We start from the raw sequence: 24,834 nt of genomic DNA, 5'->3' as shown, positions 1-24,834 counted from the left end.
TCAGTTACTGAGTCTGGTATCTGGTCTAACCCGGCGCTGGTTACCAATGTCTTTAAAATGCCGCTACTGCGCGGCTTGTCGGTGCGCCATCGGCAAGCGAACACGAAACGCCGCGCCGCCCTGTCCGGGAAGGTAAGTAATCTCGCCGCCCAAGCGCTGCATGATCTCGCGGCAGATCGCCAGACCCAGACCAGCACCACCAGCTTTGTCGCCACCGACCCGAGCGAACTTTTCGAACACCATCGATTGCGCCTCGGGTGGAATACCGCTGCCGTTGTCGGCAAAATCAATGACGACCTGCCCGCCCACATCATGTGCGGAAATGGTCAGAACGGGGTCTTCCGCGTCGCAGTACTTTTGCGCATTGGAAATCAGGTTGATGAAGACCTGTCCAAGGCGATCAAGGTCTGTGTGCAGGGGAATCCGTTCGGATTGCCGGGTTCGCCGCACGGTCAGAGTCGAACGTGATCCAGCCAGCGCGCTGGAGACTGCACGGTCCAGAACCGCACTCAGGCTCTCGCCGCTCATATTCAGGTTCACCCGGCCGCTTTCCAAAACGCTCAGGTCCAGCAGATCGTCCAGCAAGCGGGTCAGTCGAAGCGCCTCGTCGTGGATGATCGCGGCGTATCGCGTTTGCTCTTCCGGGGTAAGCCCGTCGGTATCCCGCATAATCTCAGAAAACGCCCGGATTGACGTCATCGGCGTGCGCAGCTCGTGACTGACCTGGCTGAGGAAACTGTCCTTTTGCTCGGAAATCTGCGTCAGCTTGGTATTGGCCTCGCGCAACTGCCGCGCAGTTCTGCTGAGTTCGGCGGACTTCGCCTCGAGCTGGCTGGAGTATTCCAACATCTGCGCGGACTCGTCAGCCACGGCCAGAAGGTCCTCGACCGAGACCGACGAACCGCCAACGATCTGCCCGATCATCGCATGGGCCGTCGCCGCACCGACCGAACCGCTAAGTTCCCGCTCTAACCGCTCAAGGAACCCCGGCGTTGGCTCGGGCAGGCTTGTGCGTCCGCCTTGGGCACGCGCCTCGGCCTGAAAGAACTCCTGCGCCGGACCCGCCCCCAAAATCCGTTGGGTCATGATCATGAGGTCTTCGCTTTGCGCAACAGATCCGGACCAGCCACGCGGCGCGACGGAATGGTCAAAGACGTTGACAAACTGCGCACCCTGAAGGCGTTCCAGCGGGCTTGGAAAGCTCAGCAAGGACGCCGCACAGAAGGCAAAGGTGTTCAGAGACAGCGACCACATCACCGTGTGGACCATTGGGTCCATTCCTTCGATCCCGAAAAGGGCCTGTGGGCGCAGCCAGCCCCAGCCGAACGGGCCGTTCTGCAGCACCGATTGAGGCATCAAAGCGCCGTCCATTCCCGGCAGCAGAAGCGTGTAGATCCACAGAACGAAACCGACCGTCAGTCCGATCAAAGCCCCTGTCCGCGTCGCTCCGCGCCAGAACAACCCGCCAACAAGGGCGGGCAGAATCTGCGCAATGCCGGCAAATGCGACAAGCCCGATTGAGGCCAGCGCCGCGCCGCCACCCGACAGCCGATAGTAGTAATACCCCATCGCCATGATGACCGCGATCGACACACGCCGCGCCACCAGAACCACGTTTCGGACATCACCCGAGACCGAACCGGACCCTTCCTGCGTGCTCAGCCAGATCGGCATGACCAGATGGTTCGACACCATCGTCGACAGCGCCATCGCGGTGACGATGACCATGGATGTAGCCGAAGAGAACCCACCGATGAAGGACAACATCGCCAACCAGTCGTTGCCTTGCGACAGCGGTACAGTCAGTACGAACAGGTCCGGGTTCGACCCTTCGGGTAGCAAGTCCAGACCCACAACGGCGATCGGCACGACGAACAGGCTCATCAGCAGCAGATACAGCGGGAAGGCCCAAGCCGCGGTTCTCAGATGCCCTTCATCCGCATTTTCGACGACCATCACCTGAAACATCCGCGGCAAACAGATGAAGGCGGCGGCGGACAGAAAGATAAAGGTGGTCCAGCGCCCGGCATCCACGTTCCACTGTCCGATTTCCGATGCATCGATGCGAGCCATCATCGGACCAATTCCGCCAGCGACGCCCCAAACCACAAAGACGCCGACAGCGATCAAGGCGAACAGCTTCACGACGGATTCCAACGCAATTGCCGTTACGACGCCGTGGTGACGCTCGTTTGCGTCCAGGTTGCGGGTGCCAAACAGGATCGCGAACATCGCAAGGCCCGCCGCGACCCAAAAGACGCTGGAACCTTCGCGGTAGAGTCCCGAGGGGTCGGCCTCGGCAAAAATCGAGAATGACAGGGTAATGGATTGAAGCTGCAGGGCAATGTAAGGCGTGCCGCCCAACACGGCCAGAATGGTCACACAGATCGCCAGTGTGTTGGACTTGCCGTATCGGGATGAGATCAGGTCAGCGATTGAGGTCACACGTTGGCTGCGCCCGACGCGCACCAGTTTGCGCAGCCCCCACCACCAACTGAGCATCACCAATGTCGGGCCCAGATAGATCGTCACAAACTCCAGCCCCGACCGCGCGGCGTTCCCGACCGCACCGTAAAAGGTCCAGGCGGTGCAGTAGATCGACAGGGACAACGTGTAGATCAACGGAGACCGCAGCCACGCCCCCCGCCCCGCAGCAGCCATTCGATCAGCCGCAAAGGCGACACCGAAGAGCAAAACAACGTAGCCAAGGCAAACGAGGATCAGAACGTTTAGTGTGGCCATCGGTCCGACTCTGCCTCGGGGTCGTCACCTGTGGCCATGCGCTTGGCGGCAAACCCGAAAATCAGGCTGACCACGATCAGAAAAACCCAGCATGCAAAGATGTACAAAATTGCCGAGGATAACGGCACTCCATCCTCGGGGCTGGTTTGGCTTGGCCACAGAAGCGGCAGCGCAATCAAGGCCGCGCCCAGAATGGGCAACAGCCGCGCCGCGTCCATCAGCCTGCGGCGGCGATAACTCTGACGCTCGAGAAACAGCGAAGGCCGGGCCCTCTGGGGCTTGCGATCTTCGCTCTCGCTCATGACCGCGTTGCCTGAGCGTGCAGGTCGCGCACAGCCGTCAGCACTTCGGCATTGGAAAACGGTTTGGTCATGAACCGGCTAACCCCTGCGTTTTCGGCCATCTCGCGATCGCGTGTCTGGCCGCGCGCGGTCAGCATCAGAACGGGCAGGTTTTGCATGCCCTCAAGCCCGCGCAGATCGCGCAGAATTTCCATTCCGCTCTTGCCCGGCAACATAACGTCCAGAATGACCAGATCCGGGTTTGCGCCCTGAATCACCTGTATCGCATCCGACCCTTCTGCGTGCGTTTCCACCTGCCAACCCTCACGAGTCAGCAAAAAACGGATGGCCTCAGCGATGTTCGGCTCATCCTCAATTAACAGAACCTTGCGGCTCATATGCTCCATCCCTCCCCGTGACGGGCTCTGTCCGCGAACCTGTCCGCGTCAGCTTACGCGTTCTGTCAGGAAACTGTCAAAAACCTTCGCTCAGAATCGACGGCTCGCGACGCGATGCACAGGTGTCGTTTGGACAGACACGACAGCTTGGGCCAACCCGGGTGGCGGGCTGTGTATTCTGCTCTGCCTCGTTCACAGGACGGACAAGCATGACCGAATGATAAACGGGCGCATCGTCATACCCCGAAACCGATTGCGGCCACGCATAGGCGTAGCTATCAAACTCGGCCGCCGTGCGCCCCAGTTGAACAACTCGCTTGCGGATCGGGACTAAGGGTCGGTTCAACGCCTGAAACACCGGCCAGAGCGGACAGGCCTCGCCAAACCTGGGCATTGCAAAGCCCGGCACGGATTTACTGAATAAAATGCTCCCTGACGCGTCACAGAGAACAAGCCCGGTCGGGCGTCCCTGGTATCCGTCCGGCAAAGCTGCCAGCCGCCGCAGCACCGTCGCGATATCGACGGAGAATCGAGCCGCCAACTGCAATGGATCGGACTCGTCCTCTGCCAAGGCCTTCTGAACATCTTCCAGCGGCATGGCCCGCGCGTCCGCTGCGTAAACGTCCAAGAATGTCTTGGCCACGGTCCGGGCCGCAGACGATTCCAATGCGCTCAGATCAATCTCAGCACTACCGTTGCCGGCTTCGATCTGAGGGAAATGGTTGCGGTTGGCCGCAAAGAAAGCCTCGACATCCTCGGACGGCACGCCCCGGCGGTCCTCGGCCGCCTCAGAATCGTCCAGATACGCAACCAACGACTTGGAACTGTCGGCCAGACGTTCGGCATCCTGGTGCAGGTTTCGGTGGAACCGGTCCTGCCATTCTGGTTCAATCTCCTGCGTCTCGGCCAAAATTGCAGCCGTGGATCGAATCGCGGCGGCTGTCGACAGGACCTCGTGCATCGACGCGGCAAGATGCGGGTCATGGGTAAGTCGGTCCGACAAGGTCTCAACCGTGCGCTCTAGGGAAACCACCCTGCGATGCATTTGCGCCAGAACTCCGGCCCAACCGGGAAACCGACCAGCGAACTCTTCCAGGGCGTCCACTTCGGCTTGCTGCCCCACCGCATCCGCCGCGGCCTCGCGCAGAGCCGAAATCAGCGTCGCCTCAATCCCTTGGGTCAACAACGACGGCTCGACCGTCAGAGCATTGGCAATATCGACCAGCAGCTTGCCGCCAATCCGGCGGCGGTTGTGTTCGATCAGGTTAAGGTATGACGCTGAAATCCCGACTTGCCGCGCAAGCTCGGCCTGGCGCAATCCAGCAATCTGGCGCCGCTCGCGGATGCGGCTGCCGGTTAGCGTATCGCGCATGATCTCCCCCATAACTCTGACGTCTTTTCAAAACTCCCCATATATTTCTATAAGTTAGATCTCCATTTTCATAGCCTTTTTACAGTCTTCACAGTTTCGACCTTTGAACTCTGTCACGTCCCAGGCTTTCAAAGCGGCGAATTTTCCCTCGGCCTCTTCTATTTTCCCTGAAATCACTGCACGATAGCCGGATGAGCGACCCCGCCTTCGAATATGCCCCCATCGGATTGGTCGAGTTGGAAAACCGCATCATCCGGCGCTGCAATCTGCAGTTCGCCCGCACCTTTGGCGGCGAAGAGGCAGAGTATCGCAACATGCCGTTGCTGCACCTCTACCCCTCGGTCGCGGATTGGGAACGGATCGGCGAGCGCAGCCTGCAGGTGATGCGCGACACCGGGTATTACACCGACGAACGCGTGATGCGCCGCCGTAATGGCGATCTATTCTGGTGTCGGGCGCGCGGTCGGTCGCTGACGCCCGATGATCCGTTTCGACACGGCATCTGGAGCTTCTCGGACATCTCGGAAGAACGCCCCTTGGTCGAGCTGACAACCCGAGAACGCGAAGTGGCCATCATGTCGTGCCGTGGCTTGTCGGCCAAGGAAATCGGTGTTGAACTTGGCCTCAGCTACCGCACGATCGAGGCATATCGGGCCCGCTTATTGGAGAAGTTCGGCGCGCGTAAACTACCGGAACTTGTGGCAAAACTCTCGGGAATGCCACTCTGAACCCGCTCACCACTCAAAAACTTGAGAAAAACCCCTATCTGACAGGCTCGGACGCGCTTTTCATGACAGGGCGCTTAGCTTATAACGCTGCGTAATCAAGCCAAAGCCCGCACCAAATAGACGGGCCAAAGGGGAACCGTCGAGGACACTCATGACAGACACCAAACACGAAGCGGATGTGGCATTCATCAAGGCTCTGGCCGAATTGTTGCGCGAAAACGACCTGACCGAACTGCAGGTCAAGCGTGAATATGGCGAGGAAGACAGCCTGAATGTGCGCGTCAGCCGCATGTCGCAAACCGCTCCCGCTCCGGTTCAGGTCGCTGTTCCGGCGGCTGCACCGGCACCCGTCGCGGCTCCTGCCGCAGCAGCCCCCGCCGAAGCACCGGCAGCCCAAGAAGATCCGGCTAGCCACCCCGGCGCCGTAACCTCGCCCATGGTCGGCACCGTCTATATGCAGCCCGAACCGGGCGCACCCGCCTTCATCACCGTCGGCGCATCCGTTTCCGAGGGCGACACACTGCTGATCGTCGAAGCGATGAAGACCATGAACCACATCCACGCGCCCAAGTCGGGCACCATCAAGCGTGTTCTGGTGGGCGACGGCGACGCTGTGGAATTCGGCACCCCTCTGGTCATCATCGAGTAAGGCGCGCCCATGTTCGACAAGATCCTGATTGCCAACCGAGGCGAGATCGCCCTGCGCGTCATCCGCGCCGCGCGCGAGATGGGGATTGCGACGGTTGCCGTCCACTCCACCGCCGACAGCGACGCGATGCATGTACGCATGGCGGACGAATCGGTTTGCATTGGCCCTCCGCCTAGCCCGCAAAGTTATCTGTCGGTGCCCGCGATCATTTCGGCCTGTGAAATCACAGGTGCGCAGGCAATCCACCCCGGCTATGGTTTCCTGTCCGAGAATGCTGAGTTCGTGCAGATCGTCGAAGATCACGGCATCACCTTTATCGGCCCCACCGCCGAGCACATCCGCGTCATGGGCGACAAGATCACCGCCAAAGACACGATGAAGCAGCTGGGCGTTCCTTGCGTGCCGGGTTCGGATGGTGGCGTGCCCACGCTGGAAGACGCCAAGCGCATCGGCGAGGAGTTCGGCTATCCCGTCATCATCAAGGCCACGGCTGGTGGCGGTGGACGCGGCATGAAAGTTGCGCAGAACGCTGATGAGATGGAAAGCGCTTTCATGACTGCGCGTGCCGAGGGCAAAGCTGCCTTTGGCAATGACGAAGTCTACATCGAGAAGTATCTGACCACTCCGCGCCATATCGAGATTCAGGTCTTTGGCGATGGTAAGGGTAAGGCGGTGCATCTGGGCGAACGCGATTGCTCGCTTCAGCGTCGTCACCAGAAGGTGTTTGAAGAGGCCCCCGGCCCCTGCATCACCCCGGAAGAGCGCGCCAAAATCGGTAAGATCTGCGCCGACGCGGTCGCCAAGATCAACTATATCGGCGCGGGCACCATCGAATTCCTCTACGAGAATGGTGAGTTCTATTTCATCGAAATGAACACCCGTCTGCAGGTGGAACACCCGGTGACCGAGGGTATCTTTGGTGTCGATCTGGTTCGCGAACAAATCCGCGTAGCCGCTGGCGAAGAAATGTCTTTCGGCCAGGACGATCTTGAGATCAACGGCCACGCCATCGAGGTTCGGATCAACGCGGAAAAGCTGCCGAACTTCTCGCCCTGCCCCGGCAAGATTACCGCGTATCACGCGCCCGGCGGTCTGGGTGTGCGGATGGATTCGGCTCTCTATGACGGATATTCGATTCCGCCTTACTATGACTCGCTGATCGCCAAGCTGATCGTACAGGGTCGCGACCGGGCCGAGGCGCTGGCGCGATTGGAACGAGCATTGGGAGAATTGATCGTGGATGGCATCGACACCACCGTTCCCCTGTTCCACGCGCTGTTGCAAGAGCCCGACATTCACAGCGGTGATTACAACATTCACTGGCTGGAACACTGGCTTGCGGCGAACATGGCCGAATAAATCCAAGGGGCCAGAGGGCTTTTGCGCTCTGGTCCCAAGGTATTGCGCATGAGCCTGACCCCCGAACTTCTGCTGCGCGGTTACTCCATCGGCATTTTCCCGATGGCCGAACATCGGGATGACCCCGAATTGTTCTGGGTCGACCCCAAGTTTCGCGGCGTTTTCCCGCTGGACGGCTTTCACATCTCGCGCAGCCTGGCGCGCCGCATCCGAAAATGCGGATTTACCATCTCCATCAACCGCGATTTTGCTGGCGTGGTCGACGGCTGTGCCGACCGTGCGGACACCTGGATCAATGCCGAGCTGCGCGACCTTTATCAGCAACTCCATCTAGCAGGTCGCGCCCATTCACTGGAAGTCTGGGACGAAGATACGCTGGTCGGTGGCGTCTATGGTGTCGCTCTTGGGGCGGCGTTCTTCGGGGAAAGTATGTTCTCCCGCCGAAAGGACGCTTCAAAAATCGCGCTGGCCTATCTGATTGATCGTCTGCGCCAAACCGGTTTCCGCTTGTTTGATACCCAGTTTCTGACCGCGCATCTGGCGTCGTTAGGCGCGATCGAAATCTCTCGCACGCAGTATCGGGTCGAGTTGGAAAAGGCGATCGACGCCAGCGCTGATTTTGAGGCAGAGCTGTCTCAGTCCGCCGAAGGTGTGATACAGCGGATCACCCAGACATCGTAACGCGCGTGGTCCAACGCGTTCAGAGCCGGAGACGTCGCTATCATCCATCCATCAAACAGTTGATCTGTCTTGCCTTTTTCCCAGATCGTCAAATAGGCAAACGCATCGCCGGTCGGGTTGTCTGCCGGATAGCGACAATCGCCAAGCGCCACGTCCAAGCCAAAAATCGGCTGCGTCTGGCCATTGCGCATCTCAATATCAACGGTCTGGCCGCTGACCTTGTCCAACCCGCGCAGCATCGCACCCGGGCCAGAGGTCGCCTTTTGCTGGGCCGTCGCCCCTGTGGCTGCCAGCAGCAAAGCTATCAGGGCAAAGCGCTTCATTCGCTCCCGTCTCCGGCTACAAATTTGACCAGCAGAGAAATCAAGCTGACCGCACCCTGCGTATCCTCAACCTGATCGCCCGCTTCGAAATAGAACGGCGAACCTCCCGGCATAACCTCAACAAAGTTGCCACCCAGCAGCCCCTCAGACGAGATCACAATGGCGCTGTCATCCGGCACCAGAATGCCATCAGAGATCGCAAAGGTTGTGTCCGCACGATAGGTTTCGGGGTTCAGGGTCACGCCGGTAACGGTCCCAATCTTGACGCCAGCCAGGCGGACATCCGTGCCCACGCCGACCCCTTCAAGGGAGCGGAAAGAGGCGCCAAGCTCGTAGCCAGCACCGCTTTGCGACAGGCCGGTGGACTGGCTGGCGTAAACACCAAAAGCGATGGCGCATGCCAGAACGGCCCCACCGACCAGAACTTCGGTTGCATTGTAGGTCGACATTATGCGCCTCGTGTTATTCCGGGCTCCAGGCTTCGTAGTCTTTGCGCTCGACCGGGTCCGGGCGGCGCAGAGACCCCGCAGGCGCATAGGCCAACGCGGTGCCTGTCAGGTTTTCCTGATGGGGCTTTTCCCAGGATTTGTGCTTGAGAGGTTTATCCGTTGGCGGCTCATCCCAAGTGCGGTGCAGCCAGCCATGCCAATCCGGGTCAATGCGGCTGGCTTCGGCCTCACCGTTGAACATAACCCAACGCTTGCTGTCGTCGGCATTGCGATAGAACACGTTGCCTTCGTTATCTTCACCGACTTTGATCCCCTTGCGCGCAGTAAAAATCTGCGTGTTCAATGTGGACCCGTTCCACCAGGTTACGGCCCGCAGAAGATTGTTCAGGATTCCCATCGGTTGCCTCCGGCATTTCTGTACTTGCAGATATGGACCAAAGGCTGGCTAAGGTCCAGTGTCACAAGGACCGCACCCCCTATTCCGGCAGAAAGGCGGTCACCTCTATCTCGATACGGTATTTCGGGTCGATCAAACCGCATTCGATCATCGTAGCAGCTGGTGGATTGTCTCCGAAAGTGGCGCTGAGAATTGGCCAGCACGGCTCGAACTCGGTCCGATCCGGCAGCATATAGGCCACACGCACCACATCCGCGAACGAAGCTCCGGCCTCAGCCAGCGCATTTCCGATCGCATCGAGGGCGGACTGGCACTGTGCAACGACATCGTCGCCCTGCCCTACGGTTCCGGCCACATGCACCCACCCGCCTGCGACCACGGCCCGACAATAACCAACCTTGGCCTCGAACTCTCCACCGGAAGATATACGTTTGATCGCCATGGGTACCTCACAAGAAAACGGCGCGGTCAGTGCCGCGCCGTGTTTGGTAAATCGATTGGAACTTAACCAGCTGAAGCCGATTCAGCCGCATCCGCGTAAATGATAAGCGGTTGCTTGTCCGACGACACAGCCTCTTCGTTCACCACAACCTCGGTCACGTTTTTCATGCCCGGCAGTTCGAACATGGTGTCCAACAGGATGTCTTCGAGGATCGAGCGAAGACCCCGTGCACCGGTTTTCCGCTCGATGGCTTTCTTGGCGATCGCTTTCAAGGCGTCGTCGGTAAAGGCCAGCTCCGCATCTTCCAGTTCGAACAGGCGCTGGTATTGCTTGACCAGAGCGTTCTTGGGCTTGGTCAGGATCGTGACCAGAGCGTCTTCGTCCAGATCCTCAAGCGTCGCCAGAACCGGCAGACGGCCAACGAATTCCGGGATCAGGCCAAACTTCAGCAGATCTTCGGGTTCCAGATCCTTAAAGATCTCACCCACACCGCGATCGTCATTGTCGCGCACATCGGCACCAAAGCCCATGGCCGAACCCTTGCCGCGCTGCGCGATGATCTTGTCCAAACCCGCAAACGCACCGCCGCAGATGAACAGGATGTTCGTCGTGTCGACCTGCAGGAACTCCTGCTGCGGGTGCTTTCGGCCACCCTGAGGCGGAACCGATGCCACCGTACCTTCCATCAGTTTCAGCAGTGCCTGCTGAACGCCTTCACCCGACACATCACGCGTGATCGAGGGGTTTTCGGACTTACGAGTAATCTTGTCGACCTCGTCGATATAGACGATGCCACGCTGCGCGCGTTCGACGTTGTACTCGCTGGCCTGCAGCAGTTTCAGGATGATGTTTTCGACATCCTCGCCCACATACCCGGCTTCGGTCAGCGTGGTCGCATCCGCCATGGTGAACGGCACATCCAGAATGCGTGCCAGCGTCTGCGCCAGCAAGGTCTTGCCGCAACCAGTCGGGCCGATCAGCAGGATGTTCGACTTGGCCAGTTCAATATCGCTGCCCGCTTTCTGAGCATGGTTCAGACGTTTGTAGTGGTTATGCACCGCAACAGACAGAACCCGCTTGGCGGTGGCCTGACCGATGACGTAATCGTCCAGAACCTCGCAGATATCTTTGGGTGTCGGAACTCCGTCGCTGGACTTGAGCCCGCTGGCCTTCGTCTCTTCGCGGATGATGTCCATACACAGCTCGACGCATTCATCACAGATGAAAACGGTCGGACCGGCAATCAACTTGCGGACTTCATGCTGGCTCTTGCCGCAGAAGCTACAGTAGAGCGTGTTTTTGCCGTCACCGCCTGAATTCGTCGCCATGTTCTACCTTTCGGGCTTCGTCTCTGCGGCCCATTCTGGACCGCGCATGCCACCTGTTGGTGCAGCTTAGGCCACCACCGGGGCGGCTACAATCTCAAAATTGTTCCCCGCGCCGTTGACGCGGGGACTTATTCTTAGGCGTCATCACCGTCCATTTTGGCGCGGTTTTCGACGATTTCGTCGATATGACCCCAGTCTTTTGCCTCTTCCGGGCTCATGAAATTGTCACGATCCAAGGCTTTTTCAACCGCTTTTTTGGTCTGGCCGGTATGACGCACGTAGATGTCATACAGGCGATCCTTCAGCTTTTGCGTTTCAGCTGCGTGAATCATGATGTCGCTGGCCTGACCCTGATAACCGCCGCTGGGCTGGTGCACCATGATCCGGCTGTTGGGCAGCGAAAAGCGCATCCCTTTCTCGCCACCGGCCAGCAAAACCGACCCCATTGAGGCCGCCTGACCGATTACCAATGTGGAACATTTCGGCTTGATATACTGCATTGTGTCGTAAATCGACAAACCGCTGGTGACCACGCCGCCGGGCGAGTTGATGTAGATCGAGATTTCCTTGTTCGGGTTCTCAGCCTCGAGGTGCAGCAATTGCGCAACGACCAGATGGCTCATCCCGTCATGGATGGGACCGTTGATGAAAATGATCCGCTCTTTCAGAAGACGCGAGAAAATGTCGTATGCCCGCTCACCCCGGCTGGTCTGCTCGACGACCATGGGAACGAGCGTATTCATATAGGTATCAACGGGATCGAACATGAGAACCTGCCTGCTTTGCTATGGATCGGGACACTACCCGAAGAAACGTTACCCGAGTCTTAGTATTGGCACGGGGGGGCTGCAAGGGGGGCCAGAAATATCGCCGCCAACGCGCGCCCAATGCCGCTCTGCGCAGGTGCGCCGCAATGGCGGTTTGACGCGCATTGGGATAAGTTCCCCTTTTTCCATCACGGCATTTTGATCCATGCATATAGAAATTCATGATCATAACGTGTAGCAAAACGCACCGCGCCACAGCGGACCACTCAAAAAAACACCACGCGCCCGGCTTCGGGCCCGAAAGGAAAACACCAATGGCTCTGCCTCAGATTTCACAGAAAATGTCATCTGACGACTTCGATCGGATGGCGGGCAACGCGACCCGAGCATCGAATTTCCTTAAGGCTATCAGTCACGAAGGCCGCCTGATGATCCTGTGCCACCTGGTCTCTGGCGAAAAATCCGTAACCGAATTGGAAGACCTGTTGTCCGCCCGACAAGCGGCCGTGTCTCAGCAACTGTCCAGACTGCGCCTTGAGGGTCTTGTGATTCCCCGCCGGGAAGGCAAAGCGATTTATTATCGCCTGGCTGACGACCGCCCGCGCCGGATGCTGGAAGTCGTTTACGAACTTTTTTGCAACGACAAGAAAGGCTGACACTGTCAGATTGACCCTTCCGGGTTGGCCCAGAAATCAGGCTGTACACTTAGCCTGCCTCGTGCAGCAGTCTCTATGCGGTCTGTAGACCTTTGCAGCATGCTCTGATCTCTGCGGCTAAACTCTGGTTACAGCCGAAGAAAGCTGTTACCCACGACGTACAAAAAGCAAAATGGAGGTACCGATGATCCGAGCAATTCTGGTTGGGCTAGCCCTGTTTTCACTTGCGGCATGCGAAACTGCAAAGGGCGCCGGCAAGGACATCGAAAAGGCAGGCGACGCAATTCAAAACGCTGCAACTGACGTTCAGCAGAACATCTGACTTTTCCGTATTTTGCGACCAAGTCGCCCCTCGCCACAATATGTGGTTGAGATATGCGCCTGAACAGTGTACTCTGATCCCTACAGGTGCATAGACGCGGTATTGCATTTCTGACACGACCTCGGGGTTCTTGTGGCAACACAAGAACCCCGTTCCCATTTCAGTCGGGTGCAGAGTGGCAGCCCATGTATTGCGGAAAAGGAAAAGGCGTCAGGTGCGCAGACGCGGTCCATGCATGTACCCTTGCGGATACTCCTGACGCCTTGCCGGGTCGACACGCCCGAGGGACGCCCCGATCCAGTTGCCGCGGCCCCGTTAAGGACCATGGCCGCCGCACGACACCGCAAAGTGTCATGCAACACGCATCAACCTTCTGAGAGTCTGATCAAATGGCCTGGGTTTGACACTCAGATCACCTGATCATCCACCGGTAAGTCTTTTCAGATAAAGCAAAATCCTAAGATCCGCTCTGTCTGGCTTGACCCCCTTGGTCTTTGCGTCCCGCCCGGGTTCCTAAGAACCTGTGCGGTGATTAGACTGTTACACTGGGGCCCTCATCCGGCAAGAAAATAGCACCGCAGCATGAAAATTAGACGGGGATAACGTGTTGATATCCGCCGGGAGGATTTTGTGGATAAGTCGGGAAATTCAACATCGGAGCGGCCTTGACGCGGGAAAAGGCTGCAACCGGTCAAATGGCCCAGTTTTGGGCGTTTTTCTGCACCTGCAAAGGCCAAGAAGGCCGAACTTTGCGTGATTGACCCATCGCACCAGGTCGAATCAACAAATCTGCGTAGGGGTCGGACGGCATCACACCTGGGTTGGAAAATCCAAGCCGCCCGACCCGCCTCCTCCCTGTGGAGACTCGTCGTTCAATTCTGAGAAGCGTTCCGACCCGACCGGGATTACCTCTTACGCGCCGCAACACGGATGCAGCAAGTACCCCCTACAGCCGGACCGGGCCGGAACCGCTTCAGTTCACCTGACGTTCCAGAACGGTGCTGTAGGTCGTTCCGGTTCGCAGGCTACGGAAATCCGCATAGATCTTTCCATCTTCGTAACGCGCATCAATCAGAGCGTTCACCCCTATCGTGGGTTCGGCCGAGCTTTCGACGATCCCGATCTTGCCAGAGCCATCCTGACTGACGGCGCCGGTAGCCTCATACATGGTCCAGTTATCGCTGGCATTGCGCCGCCACTTGCTGGGCCCCCAGAACACGTTGTCCTGCTGCTTCTGGATGTCGAGCACCCACTCAGACTGGTTGAACCGGGGCGCATCCCCGCTAGCGGCGTTCGACGGCGAGACCGTCGTCTGGCTGGCTGTCCAAATCCCGCGCAGATCGGGCGTGTCGGCCATCGCAGCGGTGGCCAATGTGAGGCTTGTGGCCAGAGCGGCTGCTCCGGCAGTCATAAATCTGGTCATGGGCTCTCCTCCTGAGATCAGGGCCGTTTCTGGCCTGCTGAACAAATTGGGAGGAGCGACGACGGTTGCAACTTACCTTAGGGAAACTTCATGAAGAGTTTAGAGTAGCCTTAGACGCGCACCAGTCGAAAATAACGTTAAATATCTAAAATAAAACAAAAAAAAAGAAAACTCACGTCGTTTAGGCACCAAACTTGCGCCAAAGACGCGGCCTGTTCAAAATTGAAGGATCAAATCGGGGAATGGGAGGATGGTATGCAACAGACCAAGGAAATCGGAAAAACCGGCATCAGAATTCCGCCAATTGGCTTCGGATCTACGGGTATCGGAAGCATTCCACAGATCTACGGGTACGAAGTCGACGAGGACAGGGCGCGGGACACGTTGCACACCATTCTTGATCGCCCGGACGGGTTTATCGACACCGCCAGAGGCTATGCGCTGGGGCGAAGCGAAGAGCGCATCGGCAACGTCATTCGGGAACTTGGTGGCATGCCTGAAGGTCGAATTCTGTCGACAAAAATCGACCGAGATATGGATACAAGCGTTTTTGATGCTGACCAGGCAAGGCGGTCCCTCGAGCAAAGCCTTCAGGCACTCGGCGTGGAGCGCGTTGACATCTTGAGCCTGCACGACCCTGAATACGCCGGGAGCGTTTCAGAGATAACCTGTAGCGGAGGGGCACTAGACGAGTTGTTCCGGATGAAAGAGGAAGGCTTGACGACCGCCGTTGGGCTTGCGGGCGGACGGCTGGATGTGCTGATGCCGATGCTGCGGGACAGGGATTTCGACGTGGTAATGACGCACAACCGGCACACGCTTGTGAACGTGAATGCAGCGCCTTTGATTGAATTTGCAAACTCTAAAGGCATCACCGTTTTGAACGCTGCTCCTTACGCCGGCGGACTGCTTGCTAGAGGTAGTTCACTGCATCACTTTTATGTCTACAGACCAACCACCGAAAAGACGCTCGCGCCCGTTCGCGAAGTGGAGAATATCTGTTCTCGACATGATGTACCCTTGGGTGCACTGGCGCTTCAGTTTTCGATGCGGGACGCAAACATCGCCTCAACGGTTTGTGGCGTTACATGGCCACAACATGTAAGGCAGACACTCGAATGGGCTGATTGGAGTATCCCAGAGGCTGTTTGGAGTGAACTGGCTGAACTTGGCCAGACAGACGCAGATCCAGAAGCGGCATAGCAACGACTAGATCAAAATGGACAGCCTTAGCTGTCCATCTTTAAAGCTGAAATAAACGCCTCCTGCGGGATATCTACCTTCCCGAACTGGCGCATCTTCTTCTTACCCGCCTTCTGCTTGTCCAGCAGTTTGCGTTTCCGCGTGGCGTCGCCTCCGTAGCATTTGGCGGTCACGTCCTTGCGCAGGGCCGAGAGGGTCTCGCGGGCGATGACCTTGCCGCCGATGGCGGCCTGGATCGGGATTTTGAACATGTGGCGCGGGATCAGGTCCTTGAGCTTTTCGCACATCGCGCGGCCCCGCATCTCGGCCCGGTCGCGGTGAACCATGGTTGATAGCGCGTCGACCGGCTCGTCATTCACCAGCACCGACATCTTGACCAGATTATCCTCGGTATAACCCGTCATCTGGTAGTCGAACGAGGCATAGCCCTTGGTCACCGATTTCAGGCGGTCGTAGAAGTCAAAGACGACCTCGTTCAGCGGCAGGTCATAGACGACCATGGCGCGAGTGCCCGCATAGGTCAGGTCCAGCTGGATGCCACGACGGTCCTGGCAGAGTTTCAGCACGTCGCCGAGGTATTCGTCAGGCACCAGAATGGTGGCCTTGATACGCGGCTCCTCGATATGGTCGACCTTGGACGGGTCGGGCATGTCGGCGGGGTTGTGCAGCTCGATCATCTCGCCGTCTTTCATGTAGACATGATAGATCACCGACGGCGCGGTGGTGATCAGCTCGATATCATATTCGCGTTCGATGCGGTCGCGGATGACCTCAAGGTGCAACAGCCCGAGGAAGCCGCAGCGGAAGCCAAAGCCCAACGCGGCCGAGGTTTCCATTTCAAAACTGAAGCTGGCGTCGTTCAGAGCCAGTTTGTCGATCGCGTCCCGTAGATCTTCGAATTCAGAACTGTCGACGGGGAACAGGCCACAGAACACCACCGGCTGCGCGGGTTTGAAGCCGTCCAGCGCGTCTTCGGTGCCGTTGCGGTCATTGGTGATCGTGTCGCCGACGCGGGTGTCGCGGACCTGTTTGATCGAGGCCGTCAGGAAGCCGATCTCACCGGGACCAAGGCTTTCGACCATCTCCATCTCGGGCCGGAAGACGCCGACGCGGTCGACATGGTGCAGGGTATCGTTCGACATGAACTTGACCCGCATCCCCTTTTTCAGCGTGCCGTCCATGATGCGGACCAGAACGATCACGCCGAGATAAGCGTCGTACCAGGAATCCACCAACATCGCCTTGAGCGGCGCGTCCAGGTTGCCCTGCGGTGCGGGCAGTTGCTGCACGATGGCCTCAAGCGTCTCGTGGATGCCCTGCCCCGTCTTGGCGGAAACCTGAATGGCGTCGGTCGCGTCAATGCCGATCACATCCTCGATCTGTTCCGCAACGCGGTCACAGTCGGATGCAGGCAGGTCGATCTTGTTGAGCACCGGCACGATCTCATGATCCGCGTCGATGGCCTGATACACATTCGCCAGCGTTTGCGCCTCGACCCCTTGGGTCGAGTCCACAACCAGCAGAGAGCCTTCGACCGCGCGCATCGACCGGCTGACTTCATAGGCAAAGTCTACGTGTCCGGGGGTGTCGATCAGGTTCAACACGTATTTCTCGCCATCATCGGCGGTATAGTCGATGCGGACCGTGTTGGCCTTGATGGTGATGCCACGTTCCCGCTCGATATCCATGCTGTCGAGCAGCTGTTCCTTCATGTCGCGATCCTTGACCGTTCCGGTCTCTTGGATGAGCCGGTCAGCAAGGGTGGATTTGCCATGGTCGATATGCGCGACGATGGAGAAATTGCGGATATGAGCGAGGTCTGTCATGGAACGGGATATGTCCGTAGATTGGGGCCTCGTCAAGCGGTGAAGCGTTGCAGAAAAGGCCGCAATGATGTCTTTCTGCCCAGTCGCATTTACCCAAAATCAGCCAATGGGTAGGGTGATGGCACTGAATGGCCCAAGCACAAACAAGAAAGCAGGGTAATCCTTGGCCAATTATTCGATCTTTGTTCTGGGGGAAAGCCAGCTTTCCATCTCGGTCCCGCAGGGGTTAGATGGCCTCAATCAGGGGACTGGGATTCACCTGATCGGGCAAACCATCACGATTGATACGCGCACGGCCACCGAAGTCTTCATATCTGACGGCGGCAATGACACCGACTTTCGCGACAACGACGGTAATCAGCGTCTGGACGGCGACCAAACAATCGATGGCGTGACGTACGCCGACGGAACGCGGGTCGAGGCCGAGTACGGTATTACGCTGACGGATGGTGTGAACACGTGGCAAGCTATCGCGTTCAACGTGAACAACTCTTCTCCGTCCTTCGGCACCGTGGAAGGGATCGCATTCATCGGCGGTCCGGGCGAGTTTCCTCCGGCAGGCGTTCCTCTGACCGTGGTCAGTACACAAGAAGGCCCGAACTTTGACTCCGGCGAATACGTCACGCCCATCTGTTACAGCGCCGGAACGCTTATCACGACCGAGAAGGGCAATGTTCCCATCGAAACAATCCAACCCGGTGATTTGGTGCAGACACAGGATCATGGCTACCTTCCCGTTCAATGGGTTGGAACTCAGGACGTGATTGCCGCCGGGCGGTTCAGAATGGTTGAAGTTCCGGCTGGCACCCTGTCGACCTTCGCGCGACTGAACGTGTCCCAGCAGCACAGAGTCCTGATCTCACATCCCCTGTCAGACCTGCTTTTTGGCGAGCCAGAGGTTTTTGTGCCGGCGATCAGCCTTGTCGATGTTGGTCTCGCGACGCTATCCATGGCAAAAACTGCGCGGTATTGCCACTTTCTGCTGGAACATCACAGCGTGATCCTGGCGAATGGCGCTGCATCAGAAAGCCTTTTGGCCATGCCAGTGCCGACTTCCGACGACCCCGACAGCCTGTTTTTCCCCGACCTCGCCACTCATGCGCCCAACGGGATGCGGACATCCCGTCCTGCCCTAAAACGTAAAGAGGCCTCGCTGTTGTTGCAGAGTATCTTGGCCATTGATCCGAAGAACCGTTTGATTCATACTCCCGCGCAAGCCGAGAGGGGCGTCAGATCTCTCCGGGCAGGCAAAAACGAGGCATGAGCATGAAACAATTCCTCATTATCGCACTGTGCGCCACTTCTATTTCGGCCGTGGCGCCGCAACCCGCAGAAGCCGCGCAGATCAAGCGGGCTTGTCTGGCATCGGACCGAAGCGCCGCAACGCGCGACCGGTGCAACTGCATCCAGCGGGTAGCCAACCAGGCGCTGACGCGCAGTGACCAGAAGACCGTGGCCAAGTGGTTTACTGACCCTCATCAGGCGCAAGAGTTGAAGATGTCGAAAACCGCGCGCGACGATGCGCTGTGGGATCGGTACCGGAACTTTGGCCAGATGGCACAGGCAATCTGTAGCTAACCCTTTCTGGACGCTTGACCTGATCCGACCTGCGCCTCAGAAAAGGCGCAGGGAAAGGTGTGTTCCATGATTATGAAAGGGGTGACCCTGCGCGGGCTCGAAGTGTTCGAGGCCTTGGCTCGGACGGGATCGGTGGCACAAGCTGCTGAGATCACGGGACTTAGTCAGCCTTCGGTCAGCCAGCAATTGCGCAATCTCGAAAAAGCTATTGGCACCGATCTGGTGGATCACGGACGACGGCCGATGCGGCTGACGCAAGCCGGGCGCAGCTTTTTGGCCCGTGCGCAGGCGGTTCTGGCCGAGCTGCAGATGGCCCAAAGCGAGCTGACCGTGATGGAGCTGGGCCACCTGGCCACCCTTTCCGTTGGTCTGATCGACGATTTCGACAACGACCTGACTCCGCGCCTGGCAACTCTATTGGCTGAAAGCCTGACCCGGTCGAAGTTCAAGCTGATCACCCTGCCCAGCCTGGACCTGTTTGAAGAGCTCGAGGCACAACGGCTTCAACTGGTCGTCTCAGCCCATAGCGGCGAGGTACTGGAAAACGTGGTTGAATACCCGTTGGTACGCGATCCGTTCATACTGGTGACCCCTAAGGGGGCCGAGAACGCGATGCAGGATCTGCCCTTCCTGCGATACGCCCGCGAGCAGTTGATCAGCCGCCAGATCGAGGCACATTTGGCCCGGCACCAGCTGGATTTTGAGGAGAGGTTCGAAATCGGTTCGCACCTTGCTTTGATGGCAATGGTCGCGCGCGGCCTTGGATGGGCGATTACGACACCGCTGGGATACATGCGCGCCGCGCGGTTTCACGACGCAATCGAAGCGCACCCGGCGCCGATCGGTGATGTCTCACGCACGATTTCGCTATTCACCCGCACCGACTGGTCCGATCAGGTTCCGCAAGAGGTCGCCGGCATGATGCGCCGCCTGATGGGCAGCCAGATCGTGGACCCGGCCCTTGCTCAATTGCCCTGGCTGAACAATCGTCTGAAGCTGATGACCTAGCCACGCAAATGGGCGTCAAGCCCTTCAACCGCAATCTCAATCAGGTCCAGCGCACCGTCAAAATCCCGGGTATAGTACGGATCGGGCACGTGGTCCGCGCCAGAGTGAGGTGCAAAATCCGTCAGCAAACGCACTGGGGTTTGGTTGCCTTTTGGCCGCAGCGCTTCAATGCCCGCAATGTTGTCGGCATCCATTCCGATGATCAGATCGAACCGGCTAAAGTCTGCGGCCACGAATTGGCGCGCCCGCAAATCGTCCAACCTGATCCCACGCGCCAGCGCCGCCTTTTGCATCGGGCCATATGGCGGGTCACCAATGTGCCAACCAGACGTGCCTGCGCTGTCAGTAGTGTGATGCGGTGCGCGAGCGCGAAAGACACCCTCGGCGGCAGGTTAACGGCAGATATTGCCCAAACAGACGAACAGGATACGGTGAGTCATGAACCACGGTGTAACGCGAAGGGCCAAGATGGAAAAGATCGTCATACTCACAGGGGCCGGAATTTCCGCCGAAAGTGGGCTGGGAACGTTCCGCGACGAAGGCGGCCTTTGGGCTCAGCATCGGATCGAAGACGTCGCCACGCCCGAAGGCTTTGCCCGTGATCCTGCCCTAGTGCATGCGTTTTACAATGCGCGCCGGGTTCAGGCGGCCAAGGCCGAACCCAATGCTGCGCATACCGCGCTCGCTCGGCTTCAACGACATTGGCCCGGAGAGGTCGTCCTGGTTACGCAAAACGTTGACAGCCTGCACGAAGCGGGCGGCGCGAGGAACGTCCTTCACATGCATGGAACACTGGCCGGGGCGCTCTGCGCGGCTTGCGGCCACCGCTGGGCTGCACCGCCTGAGATGACGGTCGGACAGCCCTGCCCCGCCTGCGCAGCCCCTACGGGCCGCCCGGATGTGGTCTGGTTTGGTGAGATGCCCTATCACATGGACAGCATCTATGATCATTTGGCTGAGGCGGGTATCTTTGCCGCAATCGGCACCTCGGGTCAGGTTTATCCCGCCGCCGCCTTTGTGCATGAGGCAGCTATGGCCGGAGCCAGGACCGTTGAGTTGAACCTCGACCCGTCCTCTGGCGCGTCCAGCTTTGATCAGGTCATTCTGGGGCCCGCAACAGAAACTGTTCCAGCCTGGGTCGATCAGTTGCTGGCTGGTTGATAGATCAAAATCTAAGACACCTTGCACGGTTTCTCGCCTATAGTGACGCCAAAACAGGAGCTTCCAATGACAGATCCCCAAACCCCAGAAAGCGAAATCCTGGACGATGACAGTCTCGATAGCCGGGACGCGCTGAGCAATCAGTTGGCCGATCTTTGGTGGACCTTCCTTCTGCGCGGCATCCTGGCCGGGGCGCTTGGGATTGCGGCCCTGTTCTGGCCCACGGGCAGTATCGCCATACTGCTAAGGCTGGTTGGTGTATTGCTGTTGCTGGACGGGGCACTAACCCTGCTGGGGTTCGGTCGGCGTGGCCTGATCGGCGGATTCGGTGTCGGCGCGCTAGTGATCGGGCTTATTCTTGTGATCTGGCCCGAAGGCGTTGCGCGACTGGCGTTCTTCCTGCTTGGGGCCTGGGCACTGATCGTCGGCATCGGCTCTTTGATGGCTTGGCGTCAACTGCCCGATGCGCATCCGGATGCCGCGACGATGCGCAATTCCGGCGTGATTGCACTGCTGATTGGACTTGCGCTGCTGTTCTGGCCGGGCAGCGGGATGGTAGCACTGGGTTGGGCAATTGCCTTCTCGGCGCTGTGTTTTGCTGCAGTGATGTTCTGGCTTGCTGTGCGCTTCAAGCGCGCCCATGACCGCATCGCGATGCGGGTGGTCCATCGTTGACCCCTGCCCCGTAACGCCATCAGGCCGGGAGACCCCGGCCTGACGCATGGATGACGGCCGCAACGCGGCCCGAAGACAGGCGTTGCCTTAGTTGGAATGCGAGTGCGAATGATGGCCGTGACCACCCGCATCCTTGCGTTCGAGATCAACGGGTATCTCGATCTGAACCTCACCGGCCTTCTCAAAAATAAGCGTCACAGGGACCGTCGCGCCTTGCTCGAACGGAGCAGTCAGCCCCATGAACATCACGTGATCGCCGCCGCGCTTCAGCATGTGTGCTTCACCTGCAGGAATGGCAAAGCCCTCCTCGACCTCCATCATCTTGGCGACACCATTGTCGTCAACGATATGGGTGTGCAGCTCGACCCGGGCAGCCGCATCCGATTCCACTGCGATCAGTCGGTCATCAACCTGACCTGTGTTCTGGATCATCATAAACGCGGCACCCGCTTTTGCGGTTTTGCCGGAAGACCGGGCATAGGCGTCATCGACGGAAATAGTGTCCTGCGCGAAAGCAGCAGTTGCGAGGGTTGCGGCAGCCAGCGTGGCCAGCAGTTTGGATGTTAGGGACATAGCGCCTCTCCTGAATTTAAGCGTTTGATGTTTTAGAGAATTGGGTCAAACACTTACAGGTGGTGCGCGCGCAGGCTGTGCAGGAACGGGTAGTGCAATCAGACTACCGCCTGCGCGCACAAGCGCGGGGCGGTCAACGTCCGGTGCGTTCGGTAGCGTTAGCTCTGTCACGGCTATCGCCCCCAACAGGGTCAGCGCATAGTCCGGGCAGTAATGCGGGGCTTGGGTCGGCTGGCCCTCGGCATCCATATAGACGACAACAGGTCCCGATCCGGTACACAGGACCATCTGGCCCACAGCCCGATCCATGCCGCGCGATGCAGCAATGCTCTGGCCTGTCAGTACGACAAGCAGCGAGACCACGATCGGCAGGCATCTATTGAGAACGAGCTTCATCCTACCGCTGATATATGCCTGAGACGAAGCGGGCTTCAAGCGCATTCCGATACGCCTGAAGCCCAGGGTCGGGAGGAAAGTGTCAGCGATCCGGTTCAGGAAGTTTGACGGACCCTTTTGTGAGGCTTGTGTGCAGCCGATTCACCCGACGCTGCATACGTAGACATGCCCCAACAGACTTGCTGAAAAAGTCAGCCATCAGGGAGAAGGAATTAAATGACTTGAAAGACATGAGGTACTACTCCGTCAGATGAATATGTCTAAACATAAGACGCCCTGGCCGCAGGGTATGTGAACAGTTTCACCTATTTCGAAATTTTAATTCGTTTTCTCGAACAAAGCTTCCGAAACGAAAAAGGCCCTGCACCGAACGGTACAGGGCCTGAAATCTTGTAGGAAAAGGTATTAGGCCGAAGCTTGCGCCTTGGCGATTTCCTTTTTCACTTTCAGTGCGTTGGCGGACAGTTCTTCGTCCTTGGCTTTGGCCAAGAACGCGTCCAGACCACCACGGTGATCCACCGAACGCAGCGCAGCCGCCGAGATACGCAGCTTGACGCCACGACCCAGGGTTTCGGACTGCAGGGTTACGTCGTTCAGATTCGGCAGAAAACGACGACGAGTTTTGTTGTTGGCATGGCTGACATTGTTGCCAGTCATCGGGCCTTTTCCGGTCAGTTCGCAACGGCGCGACATGGTTTCTTCCTTTGTTTCTGGAGGCCGGGCAGATGCCCTCGGCCAAATCACAAGGGGCGCAACCCGAAGTCGCGCCCGAAAACTGGTTGGATGCGTGTAGTGGGAATCGCCGGAAGGGTCAAGACACACCACGCGGATTCTTTAGCCCCACACCATATTCCTGTCAGCGGGTGTGCAACCGGTCCTTCAACAGAGGTTTATTGTTTTTCAAATGCCGCGCAATCAGTTGCGACTGCTGTCGGCCCTTTGGGATAAAATGGGCAGGTTCGGGAGCATGGCTGGTTTTGGCCAGCTCGGGAAAAATATCGAAAATCTCTCGCCGCGCTTCGGGATCCAGTGTCCTCAGCGCTTCGGGACCGGTAAACAGGCTTTCACTGGGGGCGTTTTCCGCGAAGACAATCTCATGCTGGTCAAAAAGCAGGTGAAAATACTCGACGCTGTCGACCGAGTCGTCAACGAACACACCAGGCACAGCAGTCAGCTTGATCGCGGGGATCAAAACCTCGGACGTACCAAACATGCGCTCGGCGATCTTCGACTGCACCAGCATGCGGTGCTGCCGCGATACCAGCAAATCGCGGGCGGGCAGCCCTCCGCCCAGCGCCCCGGCCAGAATGCGCACGGGTCTGCGCCTTGGATCATCGGACAGTACAGCACTGCCAAATCGACGGCGTCCGATCCACCGGATGGGTTGCAGACCATTGTCTTGGGTTTTGATTCTGTCGCCAGTTCGAAGGTCCTGAACAGGAACGGGCCCGTTCTGTGTCTGGATCAGGGTGTCACGGGTAAAGCACAAAAAACCTGTACCATTCTCAAACCCGCTGTAGAAAACCACGATACCTGAGGGCAGCTCGAAACTGCCACTGGACAGGGAGTAAGACTGCCCCGCGACAACAGTGAACGTCCCGAAATTGGCGTCGGTCACAACAGTGCCCACAGGCAGGTTGAGAGAATCCTGACCGCCGCCGCCCCTAACATCGCCGGTGACCTCGGTTCGGATAAAGTTCAGGGTGTCATTGCCCTGCCCCAGACGAATGTCTCCGATCAAAGCGTCGTAAACTGTGACCGTGTCCGAGTTTCGTCCAGCGTTCAGCTGCCCGCCGATCTCGGCGTTGAACACCGTGATGGTGTCATTTCCCGCATTGCCGCGCACATTGCCAGAGATCGTACTGCTGACAACCGTGATCTCGTCATCGCCGCCCCGCGCGCGAATATCATCGATCGGCGTCCCCTGCGGTGCGCCATTCAGCGTACCCTGATCGCCCGTAACGTCGATATTGTCAGCACCAGGCGTGCCATTGATATCGGGCATTTCGGCTTTCCCCGATGCGATTATCTTGCGGCGTATCCTGGCCTGGGCCGCCTACCCTTCCACTCATCAACGCCGCAATCAAAAAGTGTGTT

The 24,834-nt window shown here is 58.3% G+C and carries 28 protein-coding genes and 1 pseudogene; 12 read left to right on the top strand and 17 right to left on the bottom strand.

All coding sequences use genetic code 11. The annotated features are described in order from the left end of the window. Positions 1–63 precede the first annotated feature (63 nt). The 4 genes from ACR0MV_RS15890 to ACR0MV_RS15875 all read right to left on the bottom strand — a co-directional run bounded on the left by ACR0MV_RS15890 (position 64) and on the right by ACR0MV_RS15875 (position 4,793). Positions 64–2,742: an ATP-binding protein gene (locus tag ACR0MV_RS15890; protein ID WP_480702766.1), complete on the bottom strand. Its 2,679-nt coding sequence runs from the start codon at positions 2,740–2,742 to the stop codon at positions 64–66. Continuing rightward, positions 2,730–3,044 carry a hypothetical protein gene (locus tag ACR0MV_RS15885; protein ID WP_170465395.1) on the bottom strand — a complete coding sequence of 105 codons (315 nt, stop codon included), beginning with the start codon at positions 3,042–3,044 and terminating at the stop codon, positions 2,730–2,732. Before ACR0MV_RS15885 ends, ACR0MV_RS15890 begins: the two co-directional genes overlap by 13 nt. Beyond that, positions 3,041–3,421, bottom strand: coding sequence for a response regulator transcription factor (locus tag ACR0MV_RS15880; protein WP_170426611.1), 381 nt, complete (start codon positions 3,419–3,421; stop codon positions 3,041–3,043). The genes ACR0MV_RS15885 and ACR0MV_RS15880 overlap by 4 nt, the downstream gene beginning before the upstream one ends. 76 nt (positions 3,422–3,497) lie before the next feature. Continuing rightward, positions 3,498–4,793 (bottom strand): short-chain fatty acyl-CoA regulator family protein, encoded by a 1,296-nt coding sequence (locus tag ACR0MV_RS15875; RefSeq protein WP_480702765.1) that lies wholly within the window; start codon positions 4,791–4,793, stop codon positions 3,498–3,500. A gap of 191 nt (positions 4,794–4,984) precedes the next feature. On the opposite strand from ACR0MV_RS15875, the gene ACR0MV_RS15870 reads away from it, so the two are divergent. The 4 genes from ACR0MV_RS15870 (at position 4,985) to aat (ending at position 8,210) form a co-directional block, all read left to right on the top strand. Next, a complete protein-coding gene (locus tag ACR0MV_RS15870) occupies positions 4,985–5,521 on the top strand; it encodes a LuxR C-terminal-related transcriptional regulator (protein WP_170426613.1) in 537 nt (178 codons plus the stop codon). A 151-nt stretch (positions 5,522–5,672) separates the two neighbouring features. Further along, positions 5,673–6,170, top strand: a complete 498-nt coding sequence (accB, locus tag ACR0MV_RS15865; protein ID WP_170426614.1) for an acetyl-CoA carboxylase biotin carboxyl carrier protein — start codon at positions 5,673–5,675, stop codon at positions 6,168–6,170. A gap of 9 nt (positions 6,171–6,179) precedes the next feature. Then, positions 6,180–7,529, top strand: a complete 1,350-nt coding sequence (gene accC / locus ACR0MV_RS15860) for an acetyl-CoA carboxylase biotin carboxylase subunit (RefSeq protein WP_480702764.1) — start codon at positions 6,180–6,182, stop codon at positions 7,527–7,529. Positions 7,530–7,577: 48 nt separating this feature from the next. After that, positions 7,578–8,210: a leucyl/phenylalanyl-tRNA--protein transferase gene (gene aat / locus ACR0MV_RS15855; protein WP_480702763.1), complete on the top strand. Its 633-nt coding sequence runs from the start codon at positions 7,578–7,580 to the stop codon at positions 8,208–8,210. Here aat and ACR0MV_RS15850 read toward each other — a convergent pair. The 6 genes from ACR0MV_RS15850 to ACR0MV_RS15825 all read right to left on the bottom strand — a co-directional run bounded on the left by ACR0MV_RS15850 (position 8,165) and on the right by ACR0MV_RS15825 (position 11,916). Beyond that, positions 8,165–8,533 (bottom strand): DUF2155 domain-containing protein, encoded by a 369-nt coding sequence (locus ACR0MV_RS15850; RefSeq protein WP_170465402.1) that lies wholly within the window; start codon positions 8,531–8,533, stop codon positions 8,165–8,167. The genes aat and ACR0MV_RS15850 overlap by 46 nt on opposite strands. Beyond that, positions 8,530–8,982, bottom strand: coding sequence for an outer membrane lipid asymmetry maintenance protein MlaD (gene mlaD, locus ACR0MV_RS15845; protein WP_480702762.1), 453 nt, complete (start codon positions 8,980–8,982; stop codon positions 8,530–8,532). Before mlaD ends, ACR0MV_RS15850 begins: the two co-directional genes overlap by 4 nt. Positions 8,983–8,995: 13 nt before the next feature. Beyond that, the gene (locus tag ACR0MV_RS15840; RefSeq protein WP_170426619.1) at positions 8,996–9,379 is read right to left on the bottom strand and encodes an NADH:ubiquinone oxidoreductase subunit NDUFA12; all 384 of its coding nucleotides are present in this window, start codon (positions 9,377–9,379) and stop codon (positions 8,996–8,998) included. Between the two features lie 79 nt (positions 9,380–9,458). After that, positions 9,459–9,821, bottom strand: a complete 363-nt coding sequence (locus ACR0MV_RS15835; protein WP_480702760.1) for a RidA family protein — start codon at positions 9,819–9,821, stop codon at positions 9,459–9,461. A 62-nt stretch (positions 9,822–9,883) separates the two neighbouring features. Beyond that, on the bottom strand, positions 9,884–11,149 hold the full coding sequence (gene clpX, locus ACR0MV_RS15830) for an ATP-dependent Clp protease ATP-binding subunit ClpX (RefSeq protein ID WP_039532395.1): 1,266 nt from the start codon (positions 11,147–11,149) through the stop codon (positions 9,884–9,886). A 134-nt stretch (positions 11,150–11,283) separates the two neighbouring features. Continuing rightward, entirely contained in the window at positions 11,284–11,916 is a 633-nt protein-coding gene (locus ACR0MV_RS15825) for an ATP-dependent Clp protease proteolytic subunit (RefSeq protein WP_170426621.1), read from the bottom strand. Positions 11,917–12,230: 314 nt separating this feature from the next. Between ACR0MV_RS15825 and ACR0MV_RS15820 the strand changes: the two genes are divergently transcribed. Together ACR0MV_RS15820 and ACR0MV_RS15815 are read left to right on the top strand one after the other, a co-directional pair. Further along, complete coding sequence (locus ACR0MV_RS15820; RefSeq protein WP_170426622.1) at positions 12,231–12,572, top strand: ArsR/SmtB family transcription factor; 342 nt, start codon at positions 12,231–12,233, stop codon at positions 12,570–12,572. A gap of 184 nt (positions 12,573–12,756) precedes the next feature. Continuing rightward, entirely contained in the window at positions 12,757–12,894 is a 138-nt protein-coding gene (locus ACR0MV_RS15815; RefSeq protein ID WP_170426623.1) for an entericidin A/B family lipoprotein, read from the top strand. A 973-nt stretch (positions 12,895–13,867) separates the two neighbouring features. Here ACR0MV_RS15815 and ACR0MV_RS15810 read toward each other — a convergent pair. After that, the gene (locus tag ACR0MV_RS15810) at positions 13,868–14,317 is read right to left on the bottom strand and encodes a hypothetical protein (protein ID WP_254445793.1); all 450 of its coding nucleotides are present in this window, start codon (positions 14,315–14,317) and stop codon (positions 13,868–13,870) included. Between the two features lie 255 nt (positions 14,318–14,572). Between ACR0MV_RS15810 and ACR0MV_RS15805 the strand changes: the two genes are divergently transcribed. Then, positions 14,573–15,520, top strand: coding sequence for an aldo/keto reductase (locus tag ACR0MV_RS15805; protein WP_480702758.1), 948 nt, complete (start codon positions 14,573–14,575; stop codon positions 15,518–15,520). A 26-nt stretch (positions 15,521–15,546) separates the two neighbouring features. Here ACR0MV_RS15805 and lepA read toward each other — a convergent pair whose 3' ends face one another. Next, positions 15,547–17,346, bottom strand: a complete 1,800-nt coding sequence (lepA, locus tag ACR0MV_RS15800; RefSeq protein ID WP_480702757.1) for a translation elongation factor 4 — start codon at positions 17,344–17,346, stop codon at positions 15,547–15,549. Positions 17,347–17,509: 163 nt separating this feature from the next. Between lepA and ACR0MV_RS15795 the strand changes: the two genes are divergently transcribed. The 3 genes from ACR0MV_RS15795 to ACR0MV_RS15785 all read left to right on the top strand — a co-directional run bounded on the left by ACR0MV_RS15795 (position 17,510) and on the right by ACR0MV_RS15785 (position 19,932). Further along, the gene (locus tag ACR0MV_RS15795; protein WP_480702755.1) at positions 17,510–18,610 is read left to right on the top strand and encodes a Hint domain-containing protein; all 1,101 of its coding nucleotides are present in this window, start codon (positions 17,510–17,512) and stop codon (positions 18,608–18,610) included. 2 nt (positions 18,611–18,612) lie between these two features. Continuing rightward, positions 18,613–18,924: a hypothetical protein gene (locus tag ACR0MV_RS15790; RefSeq protein WP_170426627.1), complete on the top strand. Its 312-nt coding sequence runs from the start codon at positions 18,613–18,615 to the stop codon at positions 18,922–18,924. Positions 18,925–18,990: 66 nt separating this feature from the next. After that, entirely contained in the window at positions 18,991–19,932 is a 942-nt protein-coding gene (locus ACR0MV_RS15785; RefSeq protein ID WP_480702754.1) for a LysR family transcriptional regulator, read from the top strand. Here the strand turns inward: ACR0MV_RS15785 and ACR0MV_RS15780 are convergent. Then, positions 19,929–20,372, bottom strand: a pseudogene (locus tag ACR0MV_RS15780) (low molecular weight protein-tyrosine-phosphatase). The gene ACR0MV_RS15785 and the pseudogene ACR0MV_RS15780 overlap by 4 nt on opposite strands. A gap of 28 nt (positions 20,373–20,400) precedes the next feature. Between ACR0MV_RS15780 and ACR0MV_RS15775 the strand changes: the two are divergent. Together ACR0MV_RS15775 and ACR0MV_RS15770 are read left to right on the top strand one after the other, a co-directional pair. After that, positions 20,401–21,093, top strand: coding sequence for an NAD-dependent deacylase (locus tag ACR0MV_RS15775; RefSeq protein WP_170426861.1), 693 nt, complete (start codon positions 20,401–20,403; stop codon positions 21,091–21,093). Between the two features lie 66 nt (positions 21,094–21,159). Then, positions 21,160–21,768, top strand: a complete 609-nt coding sequence (locus ACR0MV_RS15770) for an HdeD family acid-resistance protein (protein ID WP_480702753.1) — start codon at positions 21,160–21,162, stop codon at positions 21,766–21,768. A gap of 87 nt (positions 21,769–21,855) precedes the next feature. Here ACR0MV_RS15770 and ACR0MV_RS15765 read toward each other — a convergent pair whose 3' ends face one another. The 4 genes from ACR0MV_RS15765 to ACR0MV_RS15750 all read right to left on the bottom strand — a co-directional run bounded on the left by ACR0MV_RS15765 (position 21,856) and on the right by ACR0MV_RS15750 (position 24,742). After that, positions 21,856–22,341, bottom strand: coding sequence for a copper chaperone PCu(A)C (locus ACR0MV_RS15765; protein ID WP_480702752.1), 486 nt, complete (start codon positions 22,339–22,341; stop codon positions 21,856–21,858). A gap of 45 nt (positions 22,342–22,386) precedes the next feature. Then, positions 22,387–22,737, bottom strand: coding sequence for a hypothetical protein (locus ACR0MV_RS15760; RefSeq protein WP_170426632.1), 351 nt, complete (start codon positions 22,735–22,737; stop codon positions 22,387–22,389). A gap of 405 nt (positions 22,738–23,142) precedes the next feature. Then, a complete protein-coding gene (gene rpmB / locus ACR0MV_RS15755) occupies positions 23,143–23,430 on the bottom strand; it encodes a 50S ribosomal protein L28 (RefSeq protein ID WP_170426633.1) in 288 nt (95 codons plus the stop codon). 163 nt (positions 23,431–23,593) lie between these two features. After that, positions 23,594–24,742, bottom strand: a complete 1,149-nt coding sequence (locus ACR0MV_RS15750) for a Hint domain-containing protein (protein WP_170426634.1) — start codon at positions 24,740–24,742, stop codon at positions 23,594–23,596. Positions 24,743–24,834 lie beyond the last annotated feature (92 nt).

This window comes from Ruegeria sp. BC3 (genome assembly GCF_056539265.1).
This window is presented reverse-complemented; position numbering and strand designations above follow the sequence as displayed.